This is a genomic window from Stenotrophomonas sp. FBCC-B152 (genome assembly GCF_059134105.1).
In genome coordinates this window covers 185,522-207,093 of the sequence record NZ_CP101442.1, presented here as the reverse complement: position 1 = coordinate 207,093, position 21,572 = coordinate 185,522, and the positions used below count along the sequence as shown (strand labels likewise).

At 70.2% G+C, this 21,572-nt stretch carries 13 protein-coding genes; all 13 read right to left on the bottom strand.

All coding sequences use genetic code 11. The features are described from left to right. Positions 1-20 precede the first annotated feature (20 nt). A complete protein-coding gene (gene gspD / locus NMB40_RS00900; RefSeq protein WP_494359862.1) occupies positions 21-2,219 on the bottom strand; it encodes a type II secretion system secretin GspD in 2,199 nt (732 codons plus the stop codon). 9 nt (positions 2,220-2,228) lie between these two features. Further along, positions 2,229-3,041 (bottom strand): type II secretion system protein, XpsN-like, encoded by an 813-nt coding sequence (locus tag NMB40_RS00895; protein ID WP_494359861.1) that lies wholly within the window; start codon positions 3,039-3,041, stop codon positions 2,229-2,231. Beyond that, positions 3,031-3,759 carry a type II secretion system protein GspM gene (gene gspM / locus NMB40_RS00890; protein WP_494359860.1) on the bottom strand — a complete coding sequence of 243 codons (729 nt, stop codon included), beginning with the start codon at positions 3,757-3,759 and terminating at the stop codon, positions 3,031-3,033. The genes NMB40_RS00895 and gspM overlap by 11 nt, the downstream gene beginning before the upstream one ends. Then, entirely contained in the window at positions 3,734-4,891 is a 1,158-nt protein-coding gene (locus NMB40_RS00885) for a PilN domain-containing protein (RefSeq protein ID WP_494359859.1), read from the bottom strand. The genes gspM and NMB40_RS00885 overlap by 26 nt, the downstream gene beginning before the upstream one ends. Then, positions 4,888-5,748: a type II secretion system minor pseudopilin gene (locus NMB40_RS00880; protein ID WP_494359858.1), complete on the bottom strand. Its 861-nt coding sequence runs from the start codon at positions 5,746-5,748 to the stop codon at positions 4,888-4,890. Before NMB40_RS00880 ends, NMB40_RS00885 begins: the two co-directional genes overlap by 4 nt. Then, positions 5,745-6,377, bottom strand: coding sequence for a type II secretion system protein J (locus tag NMB40_RS00875; RefSeq protein ID WP_494359857.1), 633 nt, complete (start codon positions 6,375-6,377; stop codon positions 5,745-5,747). Before NMB40_RS00875 ends, NMB40_RS00880 begins: the two co-directional genes overlap by 4 nt. Then, entirely contained in the window at positions 6,374-6,796 is a 423-nt protein-coding gene (xpsI, locus tag NMB40_RS00870) for a type II secretion system protein XpsI (protein ID WP_494359856.1), read from the bottom strand. The genes NMB40_RS00875 and xpsI overlap by 4 nt, the downstream gene beginning before the upstream one ends. Beyond that, positions 6,793-7,302, bottom strand: a complete 510-nt coding sequence (gene xpsH, locus NMB40_RS00865; RefSeq protein WP_494359855.1) for a type II secretion system protein XpsH — start codon at positions 7,300-7,302, stop codon at positions 6,793-6,795. The genes xpsI and xpsH overlap by 4 nt, the downstream gene beginning before the upstream one ends. Positions 7,303-7,308: 6 nt before the next feature. Next, positions 7,309-7,743 carry a type II secretion system major pseudopilin GspG gene (gspG, locus tag NMB40_RS00860; RefSeq protein ID WP_282244766.1) on the bottom strand — a complete coding sequence of 145 codons (435 nt, stop codon included), beginning with the start codon at positions 7,741-7,743 and terminating at the stop codon, positions 7,309-7,311. A 43-nt stretch (positions 7,744-7,786) separates the two neighbouring features. Beyond that, positions 7,787-9,007 (bottom strand): type II secretion system protein XpsF, encoded by a 1,221-nt coding sequence (gene xpsF, locus NMB40_RS00855; protein WP_448141976.1) that lies wholly within the window; start codon positions 9,005-9,007, stop codon positions 7,787-7,789. Positions 9,008-9,009: 2 nt separating this feature from the next. Continuing rightward, positions 9,010-10,743 carry a type II secretion system ATPase GspE gene (gspE, locus tag NMB40_RS00850; RefSeq protein ID WP_494359854.1) on the bottom strand — a complete coding sequence of 578 codons (1,734 nt, stop codon included), beginning with the start codon at positions 10,741-10,743 and terminating at the stop codon, positions 9,010-9,012. 118 nt (positions 10,744-10,861) lie between these two features. Continuing rightward, positions 10,862-12,715: a S8 family peptidase gene (locus tag NMB40_RS00845; RefSeq protein WP_494359853.1), complete on the bottom strand. Its 1,854-nt coding sequence runs from the start codon at positions 12,713-12,715 to the stop codon at positions 10,862-10,864. A 124-nt stretch (positions 12,716-12,839) separates the two neighbouring features. Then, positions 12,840-21,470, bottom strand: coding sequence for an ESPR-type extended signal peptide-containing protein (locus tag NMB40_RS00840; RefSeq protein WP_494359852.1), 8,631 nt, complete (start codon positions 21,468-21,470; stop codon positions 12,840-12,842). Between the last annotated feature and the right edge of the window lie 102 nt (positions 21,471-21,572).

Genomic DNA, 21,572 nt, shown 5'->3' with positions numbered 1-21,572 from the left:
TGACCGCAGCGTAGCAGGACTCAGCGCTTGGGGCGGGACGGGAACGGTTCCATGGCGCGGAAGCGGTTGCTGTATTCGTCGGTGAGGTTGCGCGACTCCTGCGCGTTGCGCACGATGGTCGGGGTGAGCAGCACGATCACTTCGGAGCGGTCGGTGTTCTGGGTCTTGCGGCCGAACAGCGCGCCGATCACCGGGATCCGGCTCAGGCCCGGCACGCCATTGGCGCCGTTCTCGTCGGAATTGGTGATCAGGCCGGCCAGCATGATGGTGTCGCCGCTCTGCACCGCCGCCTCGGTGGAAATCTTGCGGGTGTTGATCGGCGGGTTGCAGGTGGTGCGGGTGGGGTCGCAGCCGGCCGGGATGGCGCCGGCCGAGCTGACTTCCTGCACGATGTCCAGGAACACCACGCCATCGCGGGTGATGCGCGGGCGCACCTTCAGGATCACGCCGGTGTCCAGGTACTGCACCTGGCTGTAGGTGTTGTCGCCGCCCACGCCGGTGTTGACCGACACCGAGTTGATCGGGATCTGCGTGCCCACGTTGAGCGTGGCTTCGGCGTTGTTGCGCACGAAGATGGACGGGGTCTGCAGCAGGCGCAGGTTGCTGACCTTGTCCAGCGCGGTCACCACGGCCGCGGCATTTTTGCCCAGGAAGGTCCAGCCCAGGCCGGTGTCACCCACGCGGCCGGAGATGCTGCCCCAGATCGAACGCCCCAGCGCGCTGGGCAGGTCGATCCCGCTTTCGGTCTTGCCGGTGGCCACGGCCTGTTCGAAGAACCAGTTCACGCCGTAGGCGAGGTCACCGGTCAGCGCCACTTCGGCGACCTGCGCTTCGATGTGCACCTGCATCGGCATCACATCGAGCTTTTCGATGACTTCGCGGATCGAACGCCACGCCTGCGGGGTGGAACGCACCAGCAGCGTGTTGGTTTCCTCCACCGCCGACACGCCGACCGAATCGCCCTGGATCTCCAGGTTGAAGCTGGCGTTGCCCGGTTGGCGCTGCGGCAGGCTCATGGTGCCGTCGCCCATGCCGCCGGTGCGGGTGGTGCCGCTGTTGCCGGTGCTGTTGAGGCTGCTGCCGTTGGTGCCGTCGCGGCTGCCCAGCTCCTGGGTGATCGCGCCGGGTGCCAGCGAACCGCCACTGCCACGCCCGCTGCGGCTGTTGTCGCTGGCGAAGGCTTCGGCCAGGCGCTCGGCCAGGTCCTTGGCTTTGACGTAGCGCAGTTCGTAGGAGAACAGCCGGGCGCTGCCGCCGGCGGTATCGATGCGTTCCAGCCACTGCTGGATCTGGTCCAGGTAACGCGCCTGCGGGGTGATCACCAGCACCGCGTTGGCGTTCTCCAGCGGCAGGAAGCGGAACATGCCGGCGCTGGGGGTCTTGCTCTCTTCGCCGAACACCTTCTCCAGGTCCGCTGCGACCTGCTCGGCCTTGCCGGTCTGGATCGGGAACACGCCCACGGACATGCCCGACAGCCAGTCGACGTCGAAGATCTCGACCGTGCGCAGGTAGTTTTCCAGCTCGCTGCGGGTACCGCCCAGGGTGATGACGTTGCGGCCACTGTCGACGTTGACGATCGCGTTCGGCCGCGCATACGGCTCGAGCACTTTCTTCATTTCGGTGGCGGAGATGTACTGCAGCGGGATCACGCGCACTTCGAAGCCGCGCGCGTTGGCCGCCGGCGCGGTGCTCGGTGCGACGGTGCCGGCCAATGCCTGGTCGGCGGCGACGATGTTGTAGCGGCCGCCGCTGTAGACCATGCGCGCGTTGTTCCAGCCCAGCACCATTTCCAGCAGGTTCAACGCCTGCGCCGAGGACACCGGCTTGGGCGTGGCCAGGGTCACGGTGCCCTGCACGCCCGGCGCGATGACGTAGTTCTGGCCCAGCATGTCGCCCAGGATCGCCTTGACCACCGCGTGCACCGATTCGCCTTCGAAGTTGAAGGTGGCGGTGCCGGTGCTGGCCTGCGACAACGCCGGCGACGGCGCCGCGGCGGCGCTGCGGTTGATCATGGTGCCGCTGCCGCGGCGGATCACCGGCTGCGGTGCGCCGTCGGTGTTCAGCGGCTGCGCGTTCACGCCATCGTGCGAGCCATCGCCGGCCACCACCTGGTGCTTGCCATCAAGGACCGCGTCGCGGCGCACTTCGGGACCGGGTACGGAGGCGCAGCCTGCAAGCAGGGCCACGGCGAACGACAGGGAGAAAAGACGCAATGTCATGCTTTCACTCTATTTGGTTTGGCCGGAGCCGCCCGCGGGCGGCTGCTGCGACTGTTGCTGCTGCAATTGCTGGCGACGCGCCTGGATGCGGGCGCGGATGGCTTGCATCTGTTCTTCGCTCGGGCCCTGCGTGGCCGGTTTCTGCGCTGCGGCAGCGGCTTCCGCGGCTGCATTGGCGGCGGCTTCTGCCGTTGCCTGGGTCGGGGGCGGCGGAGCGGTAAAGTTCGTTGTCGGCCCCCGGCCCGCGTTCTGCGCGGGCGGCGGAACCGGCGGGCGCGCGCCATTGGCCTGCGCTGCGCCGGCGGCGGTGCCCAGCACCGTCGGCGGCTCGCCACCCTGCCCGCTGAAGGTCACCAGTTCCAGGGTCTGGGTGCCGCCGGGTCCGGTGACGGTCGCACTGCGCGGCTCCAGCGCGAGCAACTGCCAGCCGTTGACCGCATCGCCGTTGAGGCGCAGGCGCAGCGACTGCTTCTGGTCGGTGGTGAGGATGGCCATGCCGAATTCGGAGGTGAGCAGCACGCCGGTGAGGGTGACCGCGCTGGCGCTGCTGCCCGGCTCGCTGCCGCCGAGCAGATACGGGCGCGGCTTGCGGTCTTCGGCGAACAGCGGCCGCGCGCCGATGGTGGCGTAGGCCTCGGCCGAGGCGATCCGTTCCGGCGCGGCCGCAGCCAGGGTGGGCAGCGGCGGTGGGGCGCGATCACCGGCACCGGCCGGGGCGATGCGACCGCCCACGCCGAACAGCGTGGCGATCCAGATCGCGGCGGCCCAGGCGGCCACGCCGCCCAGCCACCAGCTGCGCAGGGGCGCCAGTTCAATCTTCATGGGCGCCCTCCTCGACCGGTTCGGCGGTGCCGGGATCGGTCGGGGCCGCCATCGCCGAGCCGACCGGTTCCAGCCCTGCCGGAGCGGGTCCGGGTGCCGCCTCGACCGGCGCAGTCGCCGCCTCGGTGCCCGCACCGGGACGCAGGTAGCCGACCAGTTCGAACGACACGTCCAGTCCGGTGCCGGTCTCGTTGGGCGAGGCCTGGAAGCGCTGCGCCAGCAGGTTGAGGTTGTTCACGAACAGGCGCGGGCTTCCGGTTTCCAGGGTGTGCAGCACCGCCGCCATTTCCGGCACGCCACAGCGCAGGCGCACCTGCAGGGCCACGCGCGGGAACTGCGCATCGCGCGCGGTGTCGGTCAGCGGCGAGCGGTTGCTGATGGTGCAGCTGCGGTTGCCGGGGCTGGCCGAGGCGACCGCGTCCTGCAACCGGCTCGACAACGCGGCCGCGGCCGATTCGGCAGTGGGCTCGCGCAGGAAGCCGGGGCGCCCTTCCAGCGCCGCCTGCACCTGCTGCAGGCGCTGCTGCACCTGCCCGCGTTGCTGCAGCTGGGCCTGCACCCGCTGCTCGCGTTCCTGCAGTTCGGTAATGCCCTGGTTGATGTCCAGCAGCGGCCGGGTGAACCACGGGTGCACCAGCAGCAGGTAGGCCAGCGCGATCACCGCCAGCAACAGCGCCAGTGCCAGCCAACGGTCACGGCGTGTTGGCGGCATTGCCATTGGCAACCTCCGGGGCGGGCGTGGCGGCGGCCGGGGCACCGGGCAAGGGCTGCAGCTCGGCGGTGAGGGTGAAGCGGTCGCGGCCGGCGGCGCCGCCATCGGCCTGCAGCACGCCGGTCAGGTTGACCTTGCGCCACAGCGGTGAATCCTGCAGCAGGGACACCAGCTGCGAGGCCTCGCGGCTCAGCCCGATCAGCTGCAGCGTGTTGCCTTCCACCGACAGTTTTTCCAGGTAGGTGCCATCGGGCAGCAGCCGGGTCAGTTCGTTCCACAGCTCCACGGTGCTGGCGTGTTCGGCGCGCTTGCCCTCCAGGAACGCGGCGCCATCCACCAGTTCCTGCAGCTGCTGGCGCTGCGCGGCCACGCGGCGTGCATCGTGTGCGGCGTCATCGACCTGCTCGCGCAGGCGATCGGCGGCGGCCTGGCGATTGTCCAGCAGCTGGGTGCCGGCCAAGGCCAGCAGCACCACGGTGGCGACGGCGAGCAGCAGGTTCCAGCGCCGCATCGGATCGTGGGTGACCCGGCGCTGGGTCGGCGGCAGCAGGTTCACGCCCAGCGGCTGGCCAGTGCCATCGTCGGCATCCACGCCGGCCAGCTGCTGCGCCCAGCTGCCGGCCTGCTGCGACCACTGCTCCAGCGCCTGGCGCGGAATGACCACCAGTTCCACCTGCAGCTGGCCGTCGGGCAGCGTGTCCAGTTCGCGGACGTCGTAATGGACCTGGCTGGCCTCGAACGGGGTCTGCCGGTCGATCTCGAAGCCGACCACGTCGCGCAGGCGCGGTGCGGCGGCGGCCGGCAGGCGCAGCGGGCGGCGCAGCACCGCGGCGGCCGGCAGCACCCAGTGCCGGGGCAGCGCGCGCAGGCGCGCATCCAGCACCCGCTCCAGGTCGGCCGGGGTGGTTGGCCACGGCAGTTCGGCCACGGCCTGCAGCTGGGCGGCGGTATCGCGGCGCAACACCAGCTGTTCGGCATGCCGCGACAGCAGCAGGCGCGAACGCGACCAGCCCATCGCCCATTGCCAGCGCAGCGGCAGCCAGGCCAGCAGCGAACGCCGCCACCAGCGCAGGCCATTGCCCACGCCGGGCGCGAACCGTCCCCGTGCCTGCACCAGACTGTCCCGCCATGCCGTCATCGTGCTGCCATTCCCTGTTCCCAGCGAAGTACTGTGTAAGTCGTTCCCGGCGTGCCTGCCGCGCCCATGCGCACTACCGCGCGCAACACCGAAACCCGTCCGCGTTCATCCAGCGCGCGGCTCTCGATACTATAGGTGCCGCTGCCACTGGCAAGCGCGCCGGTCACGTTTTCGTCGCCGGCTGCTTCGGCCCGCTCGCGCTCGGCCAGCAGGCGTTCGGCATCCAGCCCGAGCGCGTTCAACACCGGCCCGGCCGCGAACCGGGGATCCGGACGCGACTGCCGACTGTACAGGGTCAGCATCGGTTCCATCCGTTCATACAGCTCGGCGTCCATGCCCAGCACCCGCTGCAGCTCGCCGAGCGTCTCGAAGCGCCCGTTGCGCGCGCCATACGGCAGGCCGGCCGCCTGGTAATCCGCCGTCTCCGCACCGCCGCCGGGCTGCTTGAGGCTGTCGGGATCGCGCCAATCGGCGATCGCACCCGCCAACTGCTGGGCGCGCGCGGGTTCCACCTCCAGCGCGCGCAGGAACGCGGTCAACAAGGCGGTATCGGCCAGGTTGAGGTTGATCTTGCCGTTCTCGTCGATGATCCGCAGGTCGATCTGGCGGCCATCGAAGGTCCAGCGATAGCGGCGGCCATCGGCCTGCCACGGCGGTTGCAGCGCGGAGGGGCGCAGGCGGAACAGGGCGTACTCCAGCCCGGCACGTGCATGTTCCTGGCCGATCGCATCGTCACCGATCACCCGCTGCTGCAGGTGTTCGATGCGCGCGCTGAGCGCGAACGCGCCGACCACGGCGGTGAGCAGTGCGATCAACCACAGCACCAGCACCAGCGCCGCACCGCGCGCGCGCCTCACGAGCGCGGCCCGCGCGACTGCGATAACGCGGCCACCATTGGCGGCCATGCCGGGCCCTGCTGCGGCACGATGCGGATCTCCACCAGCAGCGGCAGCCGCCGGGTGTCATCCCAGCGCGTCTGCCACTCGCCCAGCTGGCCGCTGCGCGGATCGATGCCGCGGTAGCGGAAGGCGACCTCGCGCAGCGCGTCGGCCAGCAGTTCCGGCGCGCGCGGCGGGGTTTCGTCGATGCGCTCGCCGTTCTGCACCAGGGTCAGCGCAACGTCCAGCCGCAGTGCATCGCCGGTGCGGTTGACCTTCAGCTCATGCACGTAGGGCCCACCGCGGCCGAGATAGCCCGGCAGTTCGGACACGAACAGCATGCGCTGTGGTTCACCCTGGAAATACAGCGGTTCGCGGGTGGGATCAGGCGGCTCGGCGGCGATCGGCAGCGCCATGCTGAGGCGCCGGCGCAGGAAACCTTCCACCGCGCGCATGCGCTCGTTCTGCGCGGCCACGCGCTCACCCCGCTGGGCGATGTTCATCGCCGAGCGCACGGTGGCGAAGGCCAGCGCCAGCCCGCCGACCAGCAGCACGGTGGCCAGCAGCACTTCGATCAGGGTGAAGCCGCGTGCGCCGCGCCGGCTCATCGGGGCGCCTCGGGCGTGTTGGGCAACAGCCGTAGCGAACGCCACTGCAACTGTTCGCCATTGCCATCGCCCCAGCGCACCTGCAGGGTCAGCTGCGCCAGCGTGGGCCCGCTGACGGTCGTGGCAGCGGCCTGCGGCAGCGCACTGGCGCGCGCATCCACGTACGGTTCCACCTGCAGCTCCCAGCGGTAGCGACCGTCTTCCCAGTCGCCCTGCGAACGCCCTTCCTGCAGGGGTTGTTCGATGCCGGTCGCGGCCAGCAGCGACTGCGCGTGCAGCATCGCGCGGGTGCGCAGGTCGGCGTTGTGCACCTGGCGTGCGGCCCCGGACAGGCTGCCCAGCAACAGCGTCAATGCCAGCGCCAGCAGTGCGAAGGCGACGATCACTTCCAATAGCGAATAGCCGCGCTGGCGTTTCATTGCGCGCCCCGCACCGGGCCGGAACGCACTTCGCCGGTGATCCAGCTCACGTCGATGCGCCACAGCGCATCGCGTACGCCCAGTTCGATGGTGCCGCCACTGGAGCCGCCGTCGGGATGGAAGGCGATGCCGCCCTTGCCGTTGGCCACGCCGGCAACCTGGCCGGCACCCCGGAAGTGGACCTCGAGTGCATCGGGCAGGCTGCCGTGGCGGCCGTTGGCGGCTTCCCAGGTGCGCGCCTCGGGATCGATCAGGAACCGCTGGCGTTCGCCGGTGGCGATGGCCTGGGTGCGCGTGTAGCGCAGCTGGCTGGCCACTTCCTTGCCGGCGTTGCGCAGCCGCACGCCGTCGATGCCACCGTTCATGGCGGTGGCGGTGATCACCCCGATGATCGCGATCAGGGCAACCACCAGCAGCATCTCCAGCAGTGAAACGCCGCGCACGGCGTGCCATCGCGACGTTGCACGAAGGCGGCGGGTGCGGCAGGGCGCGGCGGACGGACGCAAGCGCGCTTACTCGTACTTGATGTCCGCGTCGTAGCTGCTGCCGCCGACTTTGCCGTCCTTGCCCAGGCTGATCAGGTCGAACGGCTGGCCTTCGCCCGGTGCGCGGTATTCCAGTGCGTTGCCCCACGGATCGTTCAGCTCGCTGGCCTTGGCGTACGGGCCCAGCCAGCCGTTGCTGCCGCCCGGCTGGGTGACCAGGTCATCCAGCTTGGCCGGCAGCTTGCCGGTATCGAGCTGGTAGTTCTCGATCTTGCCGGCCATGGTCTGCACCTGCGACTTGGCGATGTTGGCCTTGCCGCGATCGGCGCCGCCGAGCACGCGGCTGCCGACCAGGGTGAGCACCGCGCCGATCAGCACGATGACGATGATGATTTCCAGCAGGCTCATGCCCGACTGGTTGCGCGGCGAGGAAAAGCGGACCAGCTTGCGACGGTGGATCATGGAAGCTCCTTGCAGCATGTCGGAACGAAATGCGCCACGGCGGTCAGCCGATGGCATTGGTGAGGTCGTACAGGGGCACCAGCACGGCCACGATCACCAGGCCGACCACCGAGGCCAGCACCAGGGTGATCACCGGCACCAGCGCCGACAGCAGCCGGTCGATGGCGCGTGCGGTTTCCTGTTCGAAGGTATCGGCGGTCTTGAGCAGCATGACATCCAGCGCGCCGGATTCCTCGCCGACCTGGATCATCTGCAGCGCAAGCCGTGGAAAGCGCTTGCCCTTGGCCAGCGAGGCGGACAGGCCGTTGCCGTTCTTGACTTCGTCGCTGGCCGCATCCACGTCGGCAGCCAGCGCGCGGTTGCCCAGCACGTTGCGGGCGATGCCCAGGCCGGCCAGCAGCGGCACGCCGTTGCGCAGCAGCGTGCCCAGCGTGCGCGCCAGGCGCGCGGTTTCCAGCTTGGCCACCAACCCGCCGATGCCCTTGCGCTGCAGCAGCCAGCCATCCAGCGCCAGGCGCGCCGCGGGCTGGCGCAGCTTGCGTTCGATCACCAGCAGCGCCAGCGCCGGCACCACGATCATCGCCAGCCAGCCCTCGCGCACCACCAGCCCGGCGCTGAGCACCCACTGGGTGAACCACGGCAGCGCCACGTCCAGGCTTTCGTACATCTGCGCGAACTGCGGCACCACGTAGCCGAGCAGGAACAGCAGCGCCCCGCCGACCACGGCCAGCAGGATCGCCGGGTAGATCAGCGCGTTGATCACCCTGCCCTTCAGTTCCTGGCTGCGCTCCAGGTAATCGGACAGCCGCTGCAACGTGTCGTGCAGGCTGCCACCGGCTTCGCCGGCACGCACCATGTTGATGTACAGCCGCGAAAACAGCCCGTGCTGGCGTTCCAGCGCGGTGGACAGCGCGGCACCGCCACGCACCACGTCGCGGATGTCGGTGATCACCCGGCGGCTGCGTTCGTCTTCGGGCAGTTCGAGCAGGATGGTCAGCGCTCGGTCCAGTGGCTGGCCGGCACCGAGCAGGGTGGCCAGCTGCTGGGTGAACTGCACCAGCGCGCCGCCGTCGAACGGCTTGCGCCGCAGCAGCGCCGCCCATGAGGTGCCGCCCGCGCCGCCCTCGGCGGCCAGGCGCGCCTCCATCGGCAGGTGGCCCTGGTCCTGCAGCTTCGCGGCCACGTCGGCTTCGCTGGCGGCCTCCATCTGGCCGTCGAACAGCTCGCCGTGCGCGTTGAGGGCCTTGTAGCGGTACTGCGCCATGCTCAGCTTTCCTCGGTCACGCGCAGCACTTCTTCGAGCGTGGTGTGGCCCATCAGCGCCTTGGCCAGGCCATCCTCATACATGGTGCGCATGCCGGCGGCGCGGGCGATCTGTTCCACTTCGCCCATGCCGGCGCGGCGCATCACCGCGCGCCGCAGCTCGTCGTTCATCACCAGGAATTCCATGATGGTGGTGCGTCCCAGGTAGCCGGTCGGCGCGATCGCCGAGGGCTGCGCGCGGTAGAGGTAGATGTCCCCTTCCGGTTGCAGGCGGCGCAGCCCGAACTTCTCGATCTCTTCCGGCGAGGCCAGGTAGCGCAGCGCGTGCTGCGGTTCCAGCCGGCGCACCAGGCGCTGGGCCAGGATGCCGTTGATGGTGGAGGTGAGCAGGTAGTCTTCCACGCCCATGTCGAGCAGGCGGGTGATGCCGCCGGCGGCGTTGTTGGTATGCAGGGTGGACAGCACCAGGTGGCCGGTCAACGCGGACTGGATCGCGATGCGCGCGGTTTCCAGGTCGCGCATTTCGCCGATCATGATGATGTCCGGGTCCTGGCGCACGATGCTGCGCAGCGCGTTGGCGAAGTCCAGCCCGATCTGTGGCTTGGCCTGGATCTGGTTGATGCCCTCGATCTGGTATTCGACCGGGTCCTCGACGGTGATGATCTTTACATCGGCCGTATTGAGCTGGCTCAGCGCCGTATACAGCGTGGTGGTCTTGCCCGAGCCGGTGGGGCCGGTGACCAGCAGGATGCCGTGCGGCTGCTCGAGCACCTTGCGGAACTGCGGCAGGAACGCAGCGGTGAAGCCGAGCCGGTGGAAATCGAACACCACGGTGTCGCGATCGAGCAGGCGCATCACCACGCTTTCGCCGTGCGCGGTGGGCACGGTGCTCACGCGCAGGTCCAGTTCCTTGCCCTGCACGCGCAGCATGATGCGACCATCCTGCGGCAGGCGGCGCTCGGCGATGTTCAGCCGCGCCATGATCTTGATGCGGCTGATCACCGCGGCGGTGAGGTTGGCCGGCGGGCTTTCGCCTTCGATCAGCACGCCATCGACGCGATAGCGCACCTTCAGCCGGTTCTCGAACGGTTCGATGTGGATGTCCGACGCGCGCAGTTCCACCGCACGCTGGATGACCAGGTTGACCAGGCGGATCACCGGGGCTTCGGAGGCCAGGTCGCGCAGGTGCTCGATATCGTCGACCACGCTGCCTTCGCCGTCGGCGGTTTCGATGATGGCGCCCATCGCGCTGCGGCCCTGGCCGAACCAGCGTTCGATGACGTCATCGATCTCCGAGCGCAGGCCCACGTGCAGGCGCACCGGCACCGCCATCGCCAGCTGCACCGCATCGGCGGTGTAAGGCTCCTGCGGGTCGCTCAGCCACAGGTCGAGCACGCCGTCGTGCAGCGCCAGCGGGCAGGCATGGAATTGTTTGAGGAAGCGCAGCGACAGCGGCAGCGCGTCGATCAGGGATTCGGGGGGCGCTTCGGGCACGCCCTTGCCTTCCAGCAGCGGCAGCCCCAGCACGTCGGCACAGGCCTGCGCGTGGTCGCGTTCAGACACCAGGCCCAGCCGCACCAGCAGCGGCAGCAGGCTGCCACCGGCTTCACGCTGCAGCGGCCGGGCGCGGGCCAGGTCGGCCTCCTTCAGCCGCCCGTTGCGCAGCAACAGCGCCACGATGCGGGTTTCCGCATCCATGGCTGACTCTTCAGCAAGATCGTGGGTTACCGCATTCACGAAAGCTCTCCTGGCGACCCGCAGACTTTAGCAGTCCGCCGTGATGCCACATGCGGTGGTGGCCAATGAAAAACGGGAGCCCGTCACATGACGGGCTCCCGCAGGGTGCTGCCGACCGTTACTGGACGGCCTGGATGCTCACGTTGCTGTAAGCCGATTCACCCACCAGCTTGATGTAGTAGGTGCCCGCCGCCGGCGCGGTGAAGCGCACGGTTTCGCTGTTGCCCGGACGCGAGGACTTGGCATCGAAGTCGGTCGCGGTCGGCTCGGCGCCGGCGCTGACGTACAACGACACGTTGCCGCTGCCACCGTAGGTGAGGAAGCTGAGCGTCTTGCCCGCCGTCGCTTCGAAGCTGTACAGCGTTTCGCTGCCACCGGCACCGGTCAGCCCGCTGACCGCCACGCGGTTGGTAAGCGGCGTCGCATCCGGCGCGCAGTCAACCGTGCACGGCTCTTCCAGGGCCTTGTCCAGCGCGGCCTTGGCATCGACGATGCCGCTGCCGATCGGGGTGGCCGCCGGGATGGTCACCGGGAACGTGCGTGCGCTCTGCTTGAGCAGGGTCTCCAGCTGCGCCGGGGTCAGCGGATCCTTGCCCGCCGAGGCCAGCGCGCCCTGCACCAGCGCGGCCACGGCGGCCACGTGCGGCGAGGCCATCGAGGTGCCGCCCATGCCCATGTAGCTGTAGGCGCCGGAGGTCGGCGTGGTCAGGCCGTTGTAGCCGGCCTGCCAGACGTAGCCGCCCGGGTTGCCGTCGACGCTGCCGCCGCCGCCCGGACCGGACAGGTCCACCGCGGTGCCGAAGTTGGAGTAGTAGGCGATGCCGCCGGTGATGCGGGTGGCACCCACGGCGATCACGTTGGCGCAGCTGGCCGGACGGTAGCCGGAGGCGTTGGAGGCCTGGTTGCCGGCCGCCACCACCACGGTGGTGCCGCGCGAGACCGCGCCGTTGATCGCGTCCTGGTAGGCCGGATCGCACGCGCCGCCGCCGCCCAGGCTCATGTTGATCACTTCGGCCGGGTTCGGGTTGGCCGGCACGCCGGTCACGGTGCCACCGGAGGCCCAGGTGATCGCGTCGGCGATGTCGGAGAGGTAGCCGCCGCACTTGCCGAGCACGCGCACCGGCAGCACCTTGGCCTTGTACGCCACGCCGGCCATGCCGACGCCGTTGTTGGTGGCTTCGGCGATCGTGCCCGACACATGGGTGCCGTGCCACGAGCTGTCTTCGGCCAGCGAGCCGTCATAGCACTCGTTGTCGTTCTCAACCCAGTCGCCGTAATCCAGTGCGCCCGGCACGCGGGCGTCGGTGGGACGACGCGAGGTTTCGGCATCGCTGATGAAGTCATAGCCTTCCAGCAGGGTGCCGGCGGCGAAATCCGGGTGCTGCGGCAGGATGCCGGTATCGAGCACCGCCACCACCACGCCCTCGCCCTGCGCCACGTCCCACGCGGCCGGTGCGTTGACGCCGCCGGTGGCGCTGTTCAGGTGCCACTGGTACTGCGCGTAGTACGGGTCGTTCGGCACCAGTTGCGGGGTTTCCTTGGCACGCACGTCGGCGCGCTGCAGCTTGACGTCCACCGCAGCGTACTGGACCGACGGGTCGGCCTGGATTTCCTTCAGCACTTTCTGCAGGTCGGCCTGGCTGAGCTTGCCCTGCAGGCGGATCACATCGGCACCGGTGCCGAGCCGGCGCAGCACCTGCGGGCTGGCCGCCGCGGCACGCGAGGCGGTGGCGCCAAGGCTGGCACGCGAGACCGCCGAGGTCACCGTGGACAGCTTGGCCGAGCGGTCGGAGGCGGCCGCGCTGCCGGGCGCGTACTTGACGATGATGCGTTGGGAACCCTGTTGGGCGACGCTGGCCTGCTTCGCGGGTTCCTTGACCGGCAAACCGGCGGCATAGGCGCTGGCGCCCACGGACAGCGACAGCACGGCGGCTGCCAGCACGTTGATGCGAAGGTTCTGCTTCTTGGTCACGGTGTAATCCTCTTCAAGGTCATGGATCAAACGACTGTTCAGGCCAAACACTCCATGCGGAAACCCCGGCCGGCCCTGGCCAGGGTTTCCGTGACCCGCCCCCTCAGGCCTTGCATTGCGTTGCTTACCAGCCGAAGCCGGCACCGACGCCGACCGAGCTGTCATCGCTGCTGAACGCACCGCCGACAGTGACGGTGGCGCGCTCGCTAAGCGCACGCTGGTAACCCAGCGACAACGCCGATTCGCCGCTCTGGAAGCCGACACCGACGCCGACGCGGTTCTGCGTGCGGATGCCGGCGGCACTGGTGGCCATGTTGAGCATCGCGGCGTTCATCGCCCCCTGGCGATCGATGCGACGGTCCTGGTGACGCAGGCGTTCGTCGATTTCGCCCTTGTAGATGTCGAACGTGTCGGCCATCGCGCTGTAACGCTGGTCGGTGTAGCTGTTGGCGGTGGCGATGCCACCGTCCAGCTGGCCCTTGTTGACCGCATCGGTGGCGGCGCTGCCGGCGGCGACGTTGGTGACCTGGCGTTCGGCACCGACGGCACCCACCGAGACCGTGTCGGCGCGGTCGGCGACCGAGCCCTGGCCCAGCGCGACCGAGTTGGCGGCCGTGGCGCTGGCCCCCTGCCCGATCGCGGTGGCCGAGGCCCCGCTGGCCACCGCACCGTCGCCCATCGCCACTGATGTGACCGGTGCCACCGCCGCCACCGGCTGCGGGGCGCCGACACTGGCAGCGGTCGGCGTGCCTTGCACGACCGGCGCATCGGCACTGGCCACGCGGGCGGTGTCGCTGCTGGCGGCCGTGGTCGCCGCGGTATCGGCAGCCTCGGGTGCGGCAGCCACGCTGGCGGTGGACGCCGACGCGGTGCGCGCACGCGCCGCGTTGCTGCCGCCGTTGGCCACGCGCTGGTCGAGGTCGGTGACCTTGGCATCCAGCGCGCCCAGCGCATCGCCCACGTTGTTGTAGGTGGTGCCCTGGATCACGTAGTTGGGCGCCACGAACACGCCCTGCATGCCGATGCTGGCGCCGCCGCCGAGGAAGCTGGCGGTGTCGGTCAGGGCCTGGAACAGCTGGCCGCCGTTGACGGCCTGGCGGCTGCCGCTGGCGATCGAACCGGTGGCGACGTTGTCCAGCGTGGTGCCGTCCAGGCCGGACAGGGTGAGCGTGTCGCGGGTGCTGTCGTCGTAGGTCAGCGCGTTGGCGGTGACGTTCTCCACCGAGCCGATGCGGTCGTCGATGTCACCGACCCGGGTTTCCACTGCGCCCACGCGCTGGTTGGTGGTGTTGAGCTGGCCGCCGGTCACCGCATCGGTGCTGCCGGCGGCGATGCGACCGGCCGCAACATTGACGATGCGACGGGTGGCCGGCGAATCGGTGCCGTTGCCGCCACCGACCGAGACCACGTTGGCTTCCACCGCACGCGAGCCCGCGCCCAGCGCCACCGAATTGGCGCCGGAGGCACCCGCGCTGGAACCTATGGCGATGCCGTTGGCGCCGTTGCTGACGAACGCACCGTTGCCGATGGCGACGCCGTTGGTAGCGTTGGTCGAGGCCAGGCGGCCGAGCACCGTGCTGTTGTCGCCGCGTGCGGAGGCATCGGCGCCCACGGCGGTCGCGCCGGTGGCGGATGCGGTGGCCGCGGTGCCCAGCGCGCTGCTGCGGGTGCCACTGGCGGTGGCACCGGAACCGGCCGCCAGCGCATCGGTGCCGCTGGCGGTGGCCACGCCGCTGCCGCTGGCCTTGAAGCGCTGGCCGACCGCGTCTGCGGTGGCGGACACGCTGTCCAGCTGCGCCTTGTTCACCGCATCGGTGGCATTCACTGCCGCGCCGACATTGGTGATGCGGCGCGTGGCCGGACCGGTGGTGCCGTTGCCGCCACCGACCGAGACCACGTTGGCTTCGGTGGCGCGCGAGCCTGCGCCGAGGGCCACGCTGCCCGTGCCGCTGGCCCAGGCGCTCTTGCCCAACGCGGTGGCGTTGAGGCCACTGTAGGCGTAGCTGTCCTGGCCGATCGCAGTGGAGCCGGCCGAGGTGGCCCAGGCCAGCTGGCCCACGGCGGTGGTCTGTGCCGCAGTGGCCCAGGCACTGGCGCCGCCGGCGAAGCTGTTGGCCCCGCTGGCCTGCGCGCTGTTGCCGATGGCGATGCCGTAAGCACCCGAGGCGGTGCTGCCCCAGCCGAACGCGGAGGCGTAATCGCCACTGGCTTCGGCGCCGTAGCCGAGCGCGGTGGTACGCACCCCGCTGGCGGCACTGAACGCGCCGACGGCGGTGCTGTAGTCGCTGCCGGCTTCGGCGCTGTAGCCGAAGGCCGACGACTGCACCCCGGCCGACGTGGCGCCGGCACCGCTGGCGGTGCTGAACGCACCGGTGGCCTGTGCGCCGGCACCCAGTGCGGTGGCGCCGGTGCCGCTGGCGCTGGTGGCCTTGTCCAGCAGCACGTTGCCGTTGGCATCTTCGTAGTACAGCGAACCACCGATGGCGGTGGCCGAATCGGCGGTGGCCGAGGCGTTGTAGCCCGACGCCGACGCATAGCGACCCGACGCCAGCGAACCGCTGCCGTAGGCCGACGCGCCGGTGCCGAACGCGTTGGACGCTTCGCCTGCCGCGGTGGCGTAGGTGCCATCGACGTAGCTGCCCACGTCATCGCCGTTGCCGCTGCCGGAAGCCTTGAAGTAGCGGTTGGTTTCCTCGGCGGTGTCGGCCACGGCGTTGAGCTGGTCGAGGTTGACCGCGTCGGTGCCTTCGGTACCGGCGGCCACGTTGGTGATCTGCCGCTGCGCGGTGGCGGTGCCGACCGAGACGCTGTTGTCGCGGTCCGCGCTGGAGCCTGCGCCCAGGGCCACGCTGTTCACGCCGGTGGCCGTTGCGCTTTCGCCGAGCGCGGTGGCGCTGGCCGCATCGGCCCACGAGTTCCAGCCGACCGCGGTGGCGTAGTCATCGGTGGCCCAGGCACCGGCACCGAAGGCCGATGCGCCGGTGCCCGACGCGCGCGCCGGAATGAACCCGAAGAACGTACTGCCGCCGACGGCGACGCTTTCGTCGCCGGTGGCTTCACTGAACTCACCCACCGCAACCGCACTGGCACCGGAGGCGGTAGCCGCTGCGCCGACGGCGGTGGCGTAGGCATTGGACGCAACCGCGCCGTAACCCAGTGCCGACGACAGTTCGCCCGTGGCTTCACTGTAGCCACCGAACGCCGACGCACCGGCTTCAGACGCCGTGGAACGGAAGCCGTTGGCGGTGGCCTGCTGGCCCGACGCGATGGCTTCGCTGCCACCGGCCGTGCTGTACGCACCGGAGGCCTGCGCACCGGCGCCCACGGCGCTGGCACCGATCTCGCTCGCGGCGGCACCGTTGCCGATGGCCACGCTGTCTTCGCCGGTCGCCTGGGCCTCGCTGCCCAGCGCCGCCGCACCGTCACCGCTGGCGAGCGCGTTGAAGCCGATGGCGGTGGCGTTGTTGGCCAGCGCGTTGGCACCGCTGCCGAGTGCGCTGGCGCCATCGCCGATCGCGTTGGACGCTTCACCCGCGGCCAGTGCGTTGTCGCCTTCCACATAGGCGCCGGCATCGCTGTCATCGCTGCCGCTGGCCTGGAAGTACTTGCTGGTGGTTTCGGCCACCGCCGCCACTTCCTTCAGCTGCGCCACGTTCACCGCATCGGTGTCTTCGGTACCGGCCCCCACGTTGGTGATCTGGCGGTCAATCGCGTCATGCACCACGCCCGCCGCATCGGTCCAGGCTTCGGCCGCACCGACCGATACCGTGTTGGCACGGTCAGCCAGCGTGCCGGCGCCGAGCGCGACACTGTTTTCGGCGTCCTTGGTGGTCCAGGTATTGCTGCCCACCACGGTTGAGTTCAGCGCCTGCGCGTAGCTGTTGTAGCCAACCACGGTGGCGCCGTCTTCGGTGGCCCACGCCTCGCTGCCGACGGCCGTGGTCTGGATGCCCTGGGTGCTGCTGTTGGCATCGGCACCGGCCAGGGCGTTGAAGCCGACCGCCACGCCGTTCTGTGCGGTGGCCGCGTTGTTGCCCAGCGCCACGCCGTATTCGCCGGCGTTGGCCTGCACGCCGAACGCGGCACCGGCCACGTTGGCACGCGTGCCCTGGCCCACCGCGGTGGCTACTTCGTCCGCATAGCTGTAGGTACCGATCGCGGTACCGAAGAAGGCCGCCGTGGCGCCCGCGCCGAACGCACTGGCGGCCCAGCCGTCGGCCGTGGCGAAGTTGCCGATGGCCGTGGTTTCGCGACCCAGCGCCCACGCGCCGTAACCCACGGCGGTGGAGGCCAGGCCCGTGGCTTCGGAGCCGGCGCCGATGGCGACCGCGCCGAAGCCCTGCGACAGCGCGCCGCCGCCGATGGCCACCGAGGCGTTGCCGCTGGCCGCGCTGAGGTCACCCACCGCGACCGCACCCGCACCGCTGCTGGCGGCATTGCTGCCCACGGCCACCGCGTTGTCGGCCGTGGCCGTGGCATTGAAGCCCACTGCGGTCGCCTCGTTGGCAACCACCGTGCTGCCCGCACCCAGCGCGGTGGCGCCGTTGCCGATGGCGTTGCTGGCTTCACCGGCAGCCAGCGCATCATCGCCGTCGACGAAGGCACCGGCATCGCTGGCATCGCTGCCGCTGGCCTGGAAGTACTTGCTGGTGGTGGCGGCCGCATCGGCCACCGCATTGAGCTGGTCCACGTTCACCGCGTCGGTGCCTTCGGTACCGGCGGCGACGTTGGTGATCTGGCGCTCACTGCCAACGCTGCCGACCGACACGCTGTCGTCGCGGTCGGCGATGGAATCGGCACCGAGCGCGACGCTGTTTTCGCCTTCGGAGGTGGCGGCATTACCGAGCGCAGTGCTGTTCAGACCCGGCGACCATGCGCCGCCGCCGACGGCGGTGGAGTAGTTGCCGGAGGCTTCGGTGGGCAGCAGGCCGAACAGTGCGCCACCGATGGCCACGCTGTTGGTGCCGCTGGCCAGGCTGCCCTGGCCGGTGGCGGTGCTGTACGCGCCGCTGGCTTCGGCGTCGCCGCCGAGCGCCACGCTGTTGGACCCGGTGGCCTGGGCGAAGCTGCCCAGCGCAGTAGCGTTGAACGCCGTGGCGGCGGCATAGCCACCGATCGCGGTGGTGTAGCCGGCGGTCGCTTCCGAGGCGAAGCCGTAGCCGGCCGACAAGGTGCCGCTGACCACGCTTTCCGCGCCGACCGCGGTGGAGCCCGAGCCGCTGGCGGTGCTGTAGTACCCCAGTGCCACCGACTCCTCACCGGCCGCTTCGGACAGCGCGCCGCTGGCGAGGCTGCCTGCGCCGGAGGCGATGCTGGCCGCACCATTGGCGGTGCTCTGCTCACCCGACGCCAGGCTTTCGGCGCCATTGGCGGTGGCGTATTCGGCGGTGGCCTGCGCATCGGCGCCGGTGGCCGTGGCACTGCCCGCGCTGGCCAGTGCATTCAGGCCAACCGCGGTAGCGCCATCGGCCAGGGCGAACGCGCCGCTACCCACGGCCGAGGCACCGGTGCCACTGGCGAAGCTGCTGGAACCCACCGCCGTGGCGTAATCGCCATCGGTGGCGGCGTTGGAACCGGCGGCCACGCTTTCCTCGCCACCGGCGACGGCGACGCCATCCCCCGTGGCCTGGAACTTGTCGGTGGCCGCAGTGAGCTGGTCGACGTTCACTGCATCGGTGCCTTCGGTACCGGCCGCGACCTGGGTGATCTGGCGCTGCTGGTCGTCGTTGCCGATCGACACCGTGTAGGCACGATCGGCGCGTGCGCCGGCGCCCAGCGCCACCGCGTTGGCGGCACTGGCGTTGCTGCCGGCACCGATGCCGATGGCGCTTTCACCGCCGGCCACCACGTTGGTGCCGATGGCGATGGTGTTGATGCTGTTGCCCAGGGCCTGGTAGCCCACCGCGACGCTGTTGTCGCCGTAGCCGAACGCACCACGGCCGAGTGCGGTGGAGCTGTTGCCGCGCGCCCAGCTGTTGTAGCCGACCGAGGTGGCACCGCTGCCATCGGCCCACGCCGCATAGCCCACGGCGGTGGCATTGGCCTCGGTGGCCCACGCACTGGAACCGAACGCGGTGGCCCCATCGCTGGTGGCCCACGCATAGGCACCGGTAGCGGTGCTTTCGCTGCCGCTGGCAAAGGCGTTGTCGCCCTGCGCAACGCTGTATTCACCGGTGGCGCGCGACTTGTAGCCCTGTGCCAGGCTGTTGTCGCCGGTGGCCTGTGCGCCGCTGCCGTAGGCGTTGCTGAGCGCGCCGGTGGCCTGTGCACCTGCACCGACCGCGACGGCATCCTGCGCGGCGGTGGTACCGACCGTCACCGCGTTGCCGTCGGCATCGACGATCGGCGAGTTGTACTGGTCGTAGGCCTGGCCGACGCCACCAATGGCGACGCTGCCGTTGCCCGTGGCGGCGACATTGCGGCCCACGGCCACCGTGTCATCGCCGACCGCGGATGCACCGTTGCCGACCGAGGTGGCGCCTGCGCCGATGGCATTGCTGGCCTCGCCTGCCGCGAGCGCGCCATCGCCATCGGCGAACGCGCCGACGTCGCTGTCCTGCGAGGCGTTGGCCTTGAAGCGGTAGGCGGTGCCGTCGGCGGTGTCGGCGACGGCATCCAGCTGCGCCTTGTTGACCGCATCGGTGGCTTCGCTGCCGGCGGCGACGTGGGTGATCTGGCGTTCGTTGCCGACATCGCCGACCGACACCGTGTAGTCGCGCACGGCCGTGGAATTGGCGCCGAGGGCGACGCTGTTGGCGCCGCGTGCGGTGCTGTAGAAGCCCACCGCCGTGCTCAGTTCACCGCTGGCCCAGCTTTCGGCCCCCAGCGCGGACGCGCCTTCGCCCGGTGCGTAGGCGAAGTAGCCCACGGCGGTAGCTTCCGTGCCCGAGGCTTCGCTGAGCGTGCCATTGGCCACGGCGTAGTCGCCGCTGGCGATGGCACCCGCACCCACGGCGGTAGCGGCTTCACCGCTGGCCTGGGTCTGCACGAAGAAGCCCAGGCCGGGAATCAGGTCGGCCGGGCCGCCGATGGCGGTGCTGCTGGTGCCTGCGGCCACGCTCTGGGTGCCCACGGCGGTGGCGTAATCGCCGGTGGCGTTGGCCACCGCGCCGAACGCGGAAGACTGTGCACCGGCGGCGTATGCGCCTACCCCGTACGACGAAGCAGCGAAACCGGATGCTTCAGCGCTGGCGCCAACGGCGGTACCGCCGACGCCGGCGCTGGTCGCACCGGTATCGACCGGCACGCCGCCGTTGGTGATCAGCGGGTTGCCGTCTTCATCGACGGCGGCGCCACCGACGGCGACGCTGCCCGGGCCATTGGCCTGTGCGTTGGTGCCGAAGGCCGCGCTGTTCTGGCCGCTGGCCAGCGCGTTGTAGCCCACGGCGGTGGCGTTCTGCGCAACCGCGGTGGCGCCGCTGCCGAGCGCGGTGGTGCCGTTGCCGAGCGCATTGGTGGCTTCGCCCACGGCCGTGGCGTTGTCGCCGTCGGCAAAGGCGCCGGCATCGCTGTCGGCGCTGCCGGTGACCTGCACGTACTTCGCCGTGGTACCTGCGACCTCGCCCACTTCGTCCAGCTGGGCCTTGTTGACCGCATCGCCGGCTTCGGTGCCGGCAGCGACGTGGGTGATCTGCCGCTGCAGGCCGTTGTTGTTGCCGACCGACACGGTGTCCACGCGATCGGCGTAGGAACCGGCGCCGAGCGCGACGCTGCCCACTGCGACCGCTGCGGAGTTGGAACCCAGTGCCGCACTGAAGTCGGCGACCGCCGTGCTGAACGCACCCACCGCAATCGACGCTTCGCCACCGCTGCCGGCACCGCGGCCGAGCGAGGTGCTGCCTGCGCCGATGGCCAGTGCGCCGCCACCGATGGCGGTGGCGCCATCGGCGCTGGCTTCGGCCAGGCCGCCAATCGCCGTTGCCGCGCCGTTTTCACTAGCCGCGAACGCGGACGCGCCGAGCGCAACGTCACCGAGCCCGAACGCCATCGCGCTCTGCCCCACCGCAACGGTGGCGTCGCCAATGGCCAGGCTGTTCTGGCCGAATGCGCTGCCGCCCAGGCCCGCCGCAACGGCATCGCTGCCGACGGCCGTGGTGGCGTTGGCCAGCGCCTGGCTGTTGTGGCCGAGTGCGGTGGCGCCATCGCCGTCGGCGGTGGCATCGGCGCCGGCCGCAAGCGCGCCGTCACCGTCGATGCTGGCCGCATCGCTGTTGTTGTTTTCGCCGTCTGCCTTGAAGTAGCGCGTCGCGCTCGCGGCGGTGGCCGCCACGGTATCCAGCTGCGCCTTGTTCACCGCATCGGTGGCTGCGGTACCGGCGGCCACGTTGGTGACCTGGCGTTCCTTGCCGGCATCGCCGACCGAGACGGTGTTGGCGCGTGCAGCGCGTGAGCCGGCGCCGAGCGCCACGCTGTTGGCCGCCGAAGCGGTGCTGTTGCTGCCGATGGCCACGGCGTTCGCGCCCGATGCGGTCGCATTGCCATCCACCACGCAGCTGTCGATCACGTTGCTGTTGAGCACCACGCAGTTGGCGTTGCCACCCACTTCCACCGACTGCGCATGCGCACCGGAGGGCGCGCCGGCCATGCCTAATCCCAGCGTCAACGCAATGGCGGCCGAGAGCACGGCGCCACCGCGCGTGTCGGAAGATCGTCGCTGATCGATGACCACGCCCGGGGTCTGGCTGCTGGCGAGTTCGGAGGCAACGACCATCTGCCCCAGTGCTTTGTTCCAGACCTTGCGATAAATCCGATTCATCGATGCGACTCCTGGTTGGCTGGTTTTGGGCAAAGCGACGCCAACGCCGGGCCGCGTGGCCCAACGTCCCCTGGGGGCGTTTTCCGCTTGATTTACTGCGTT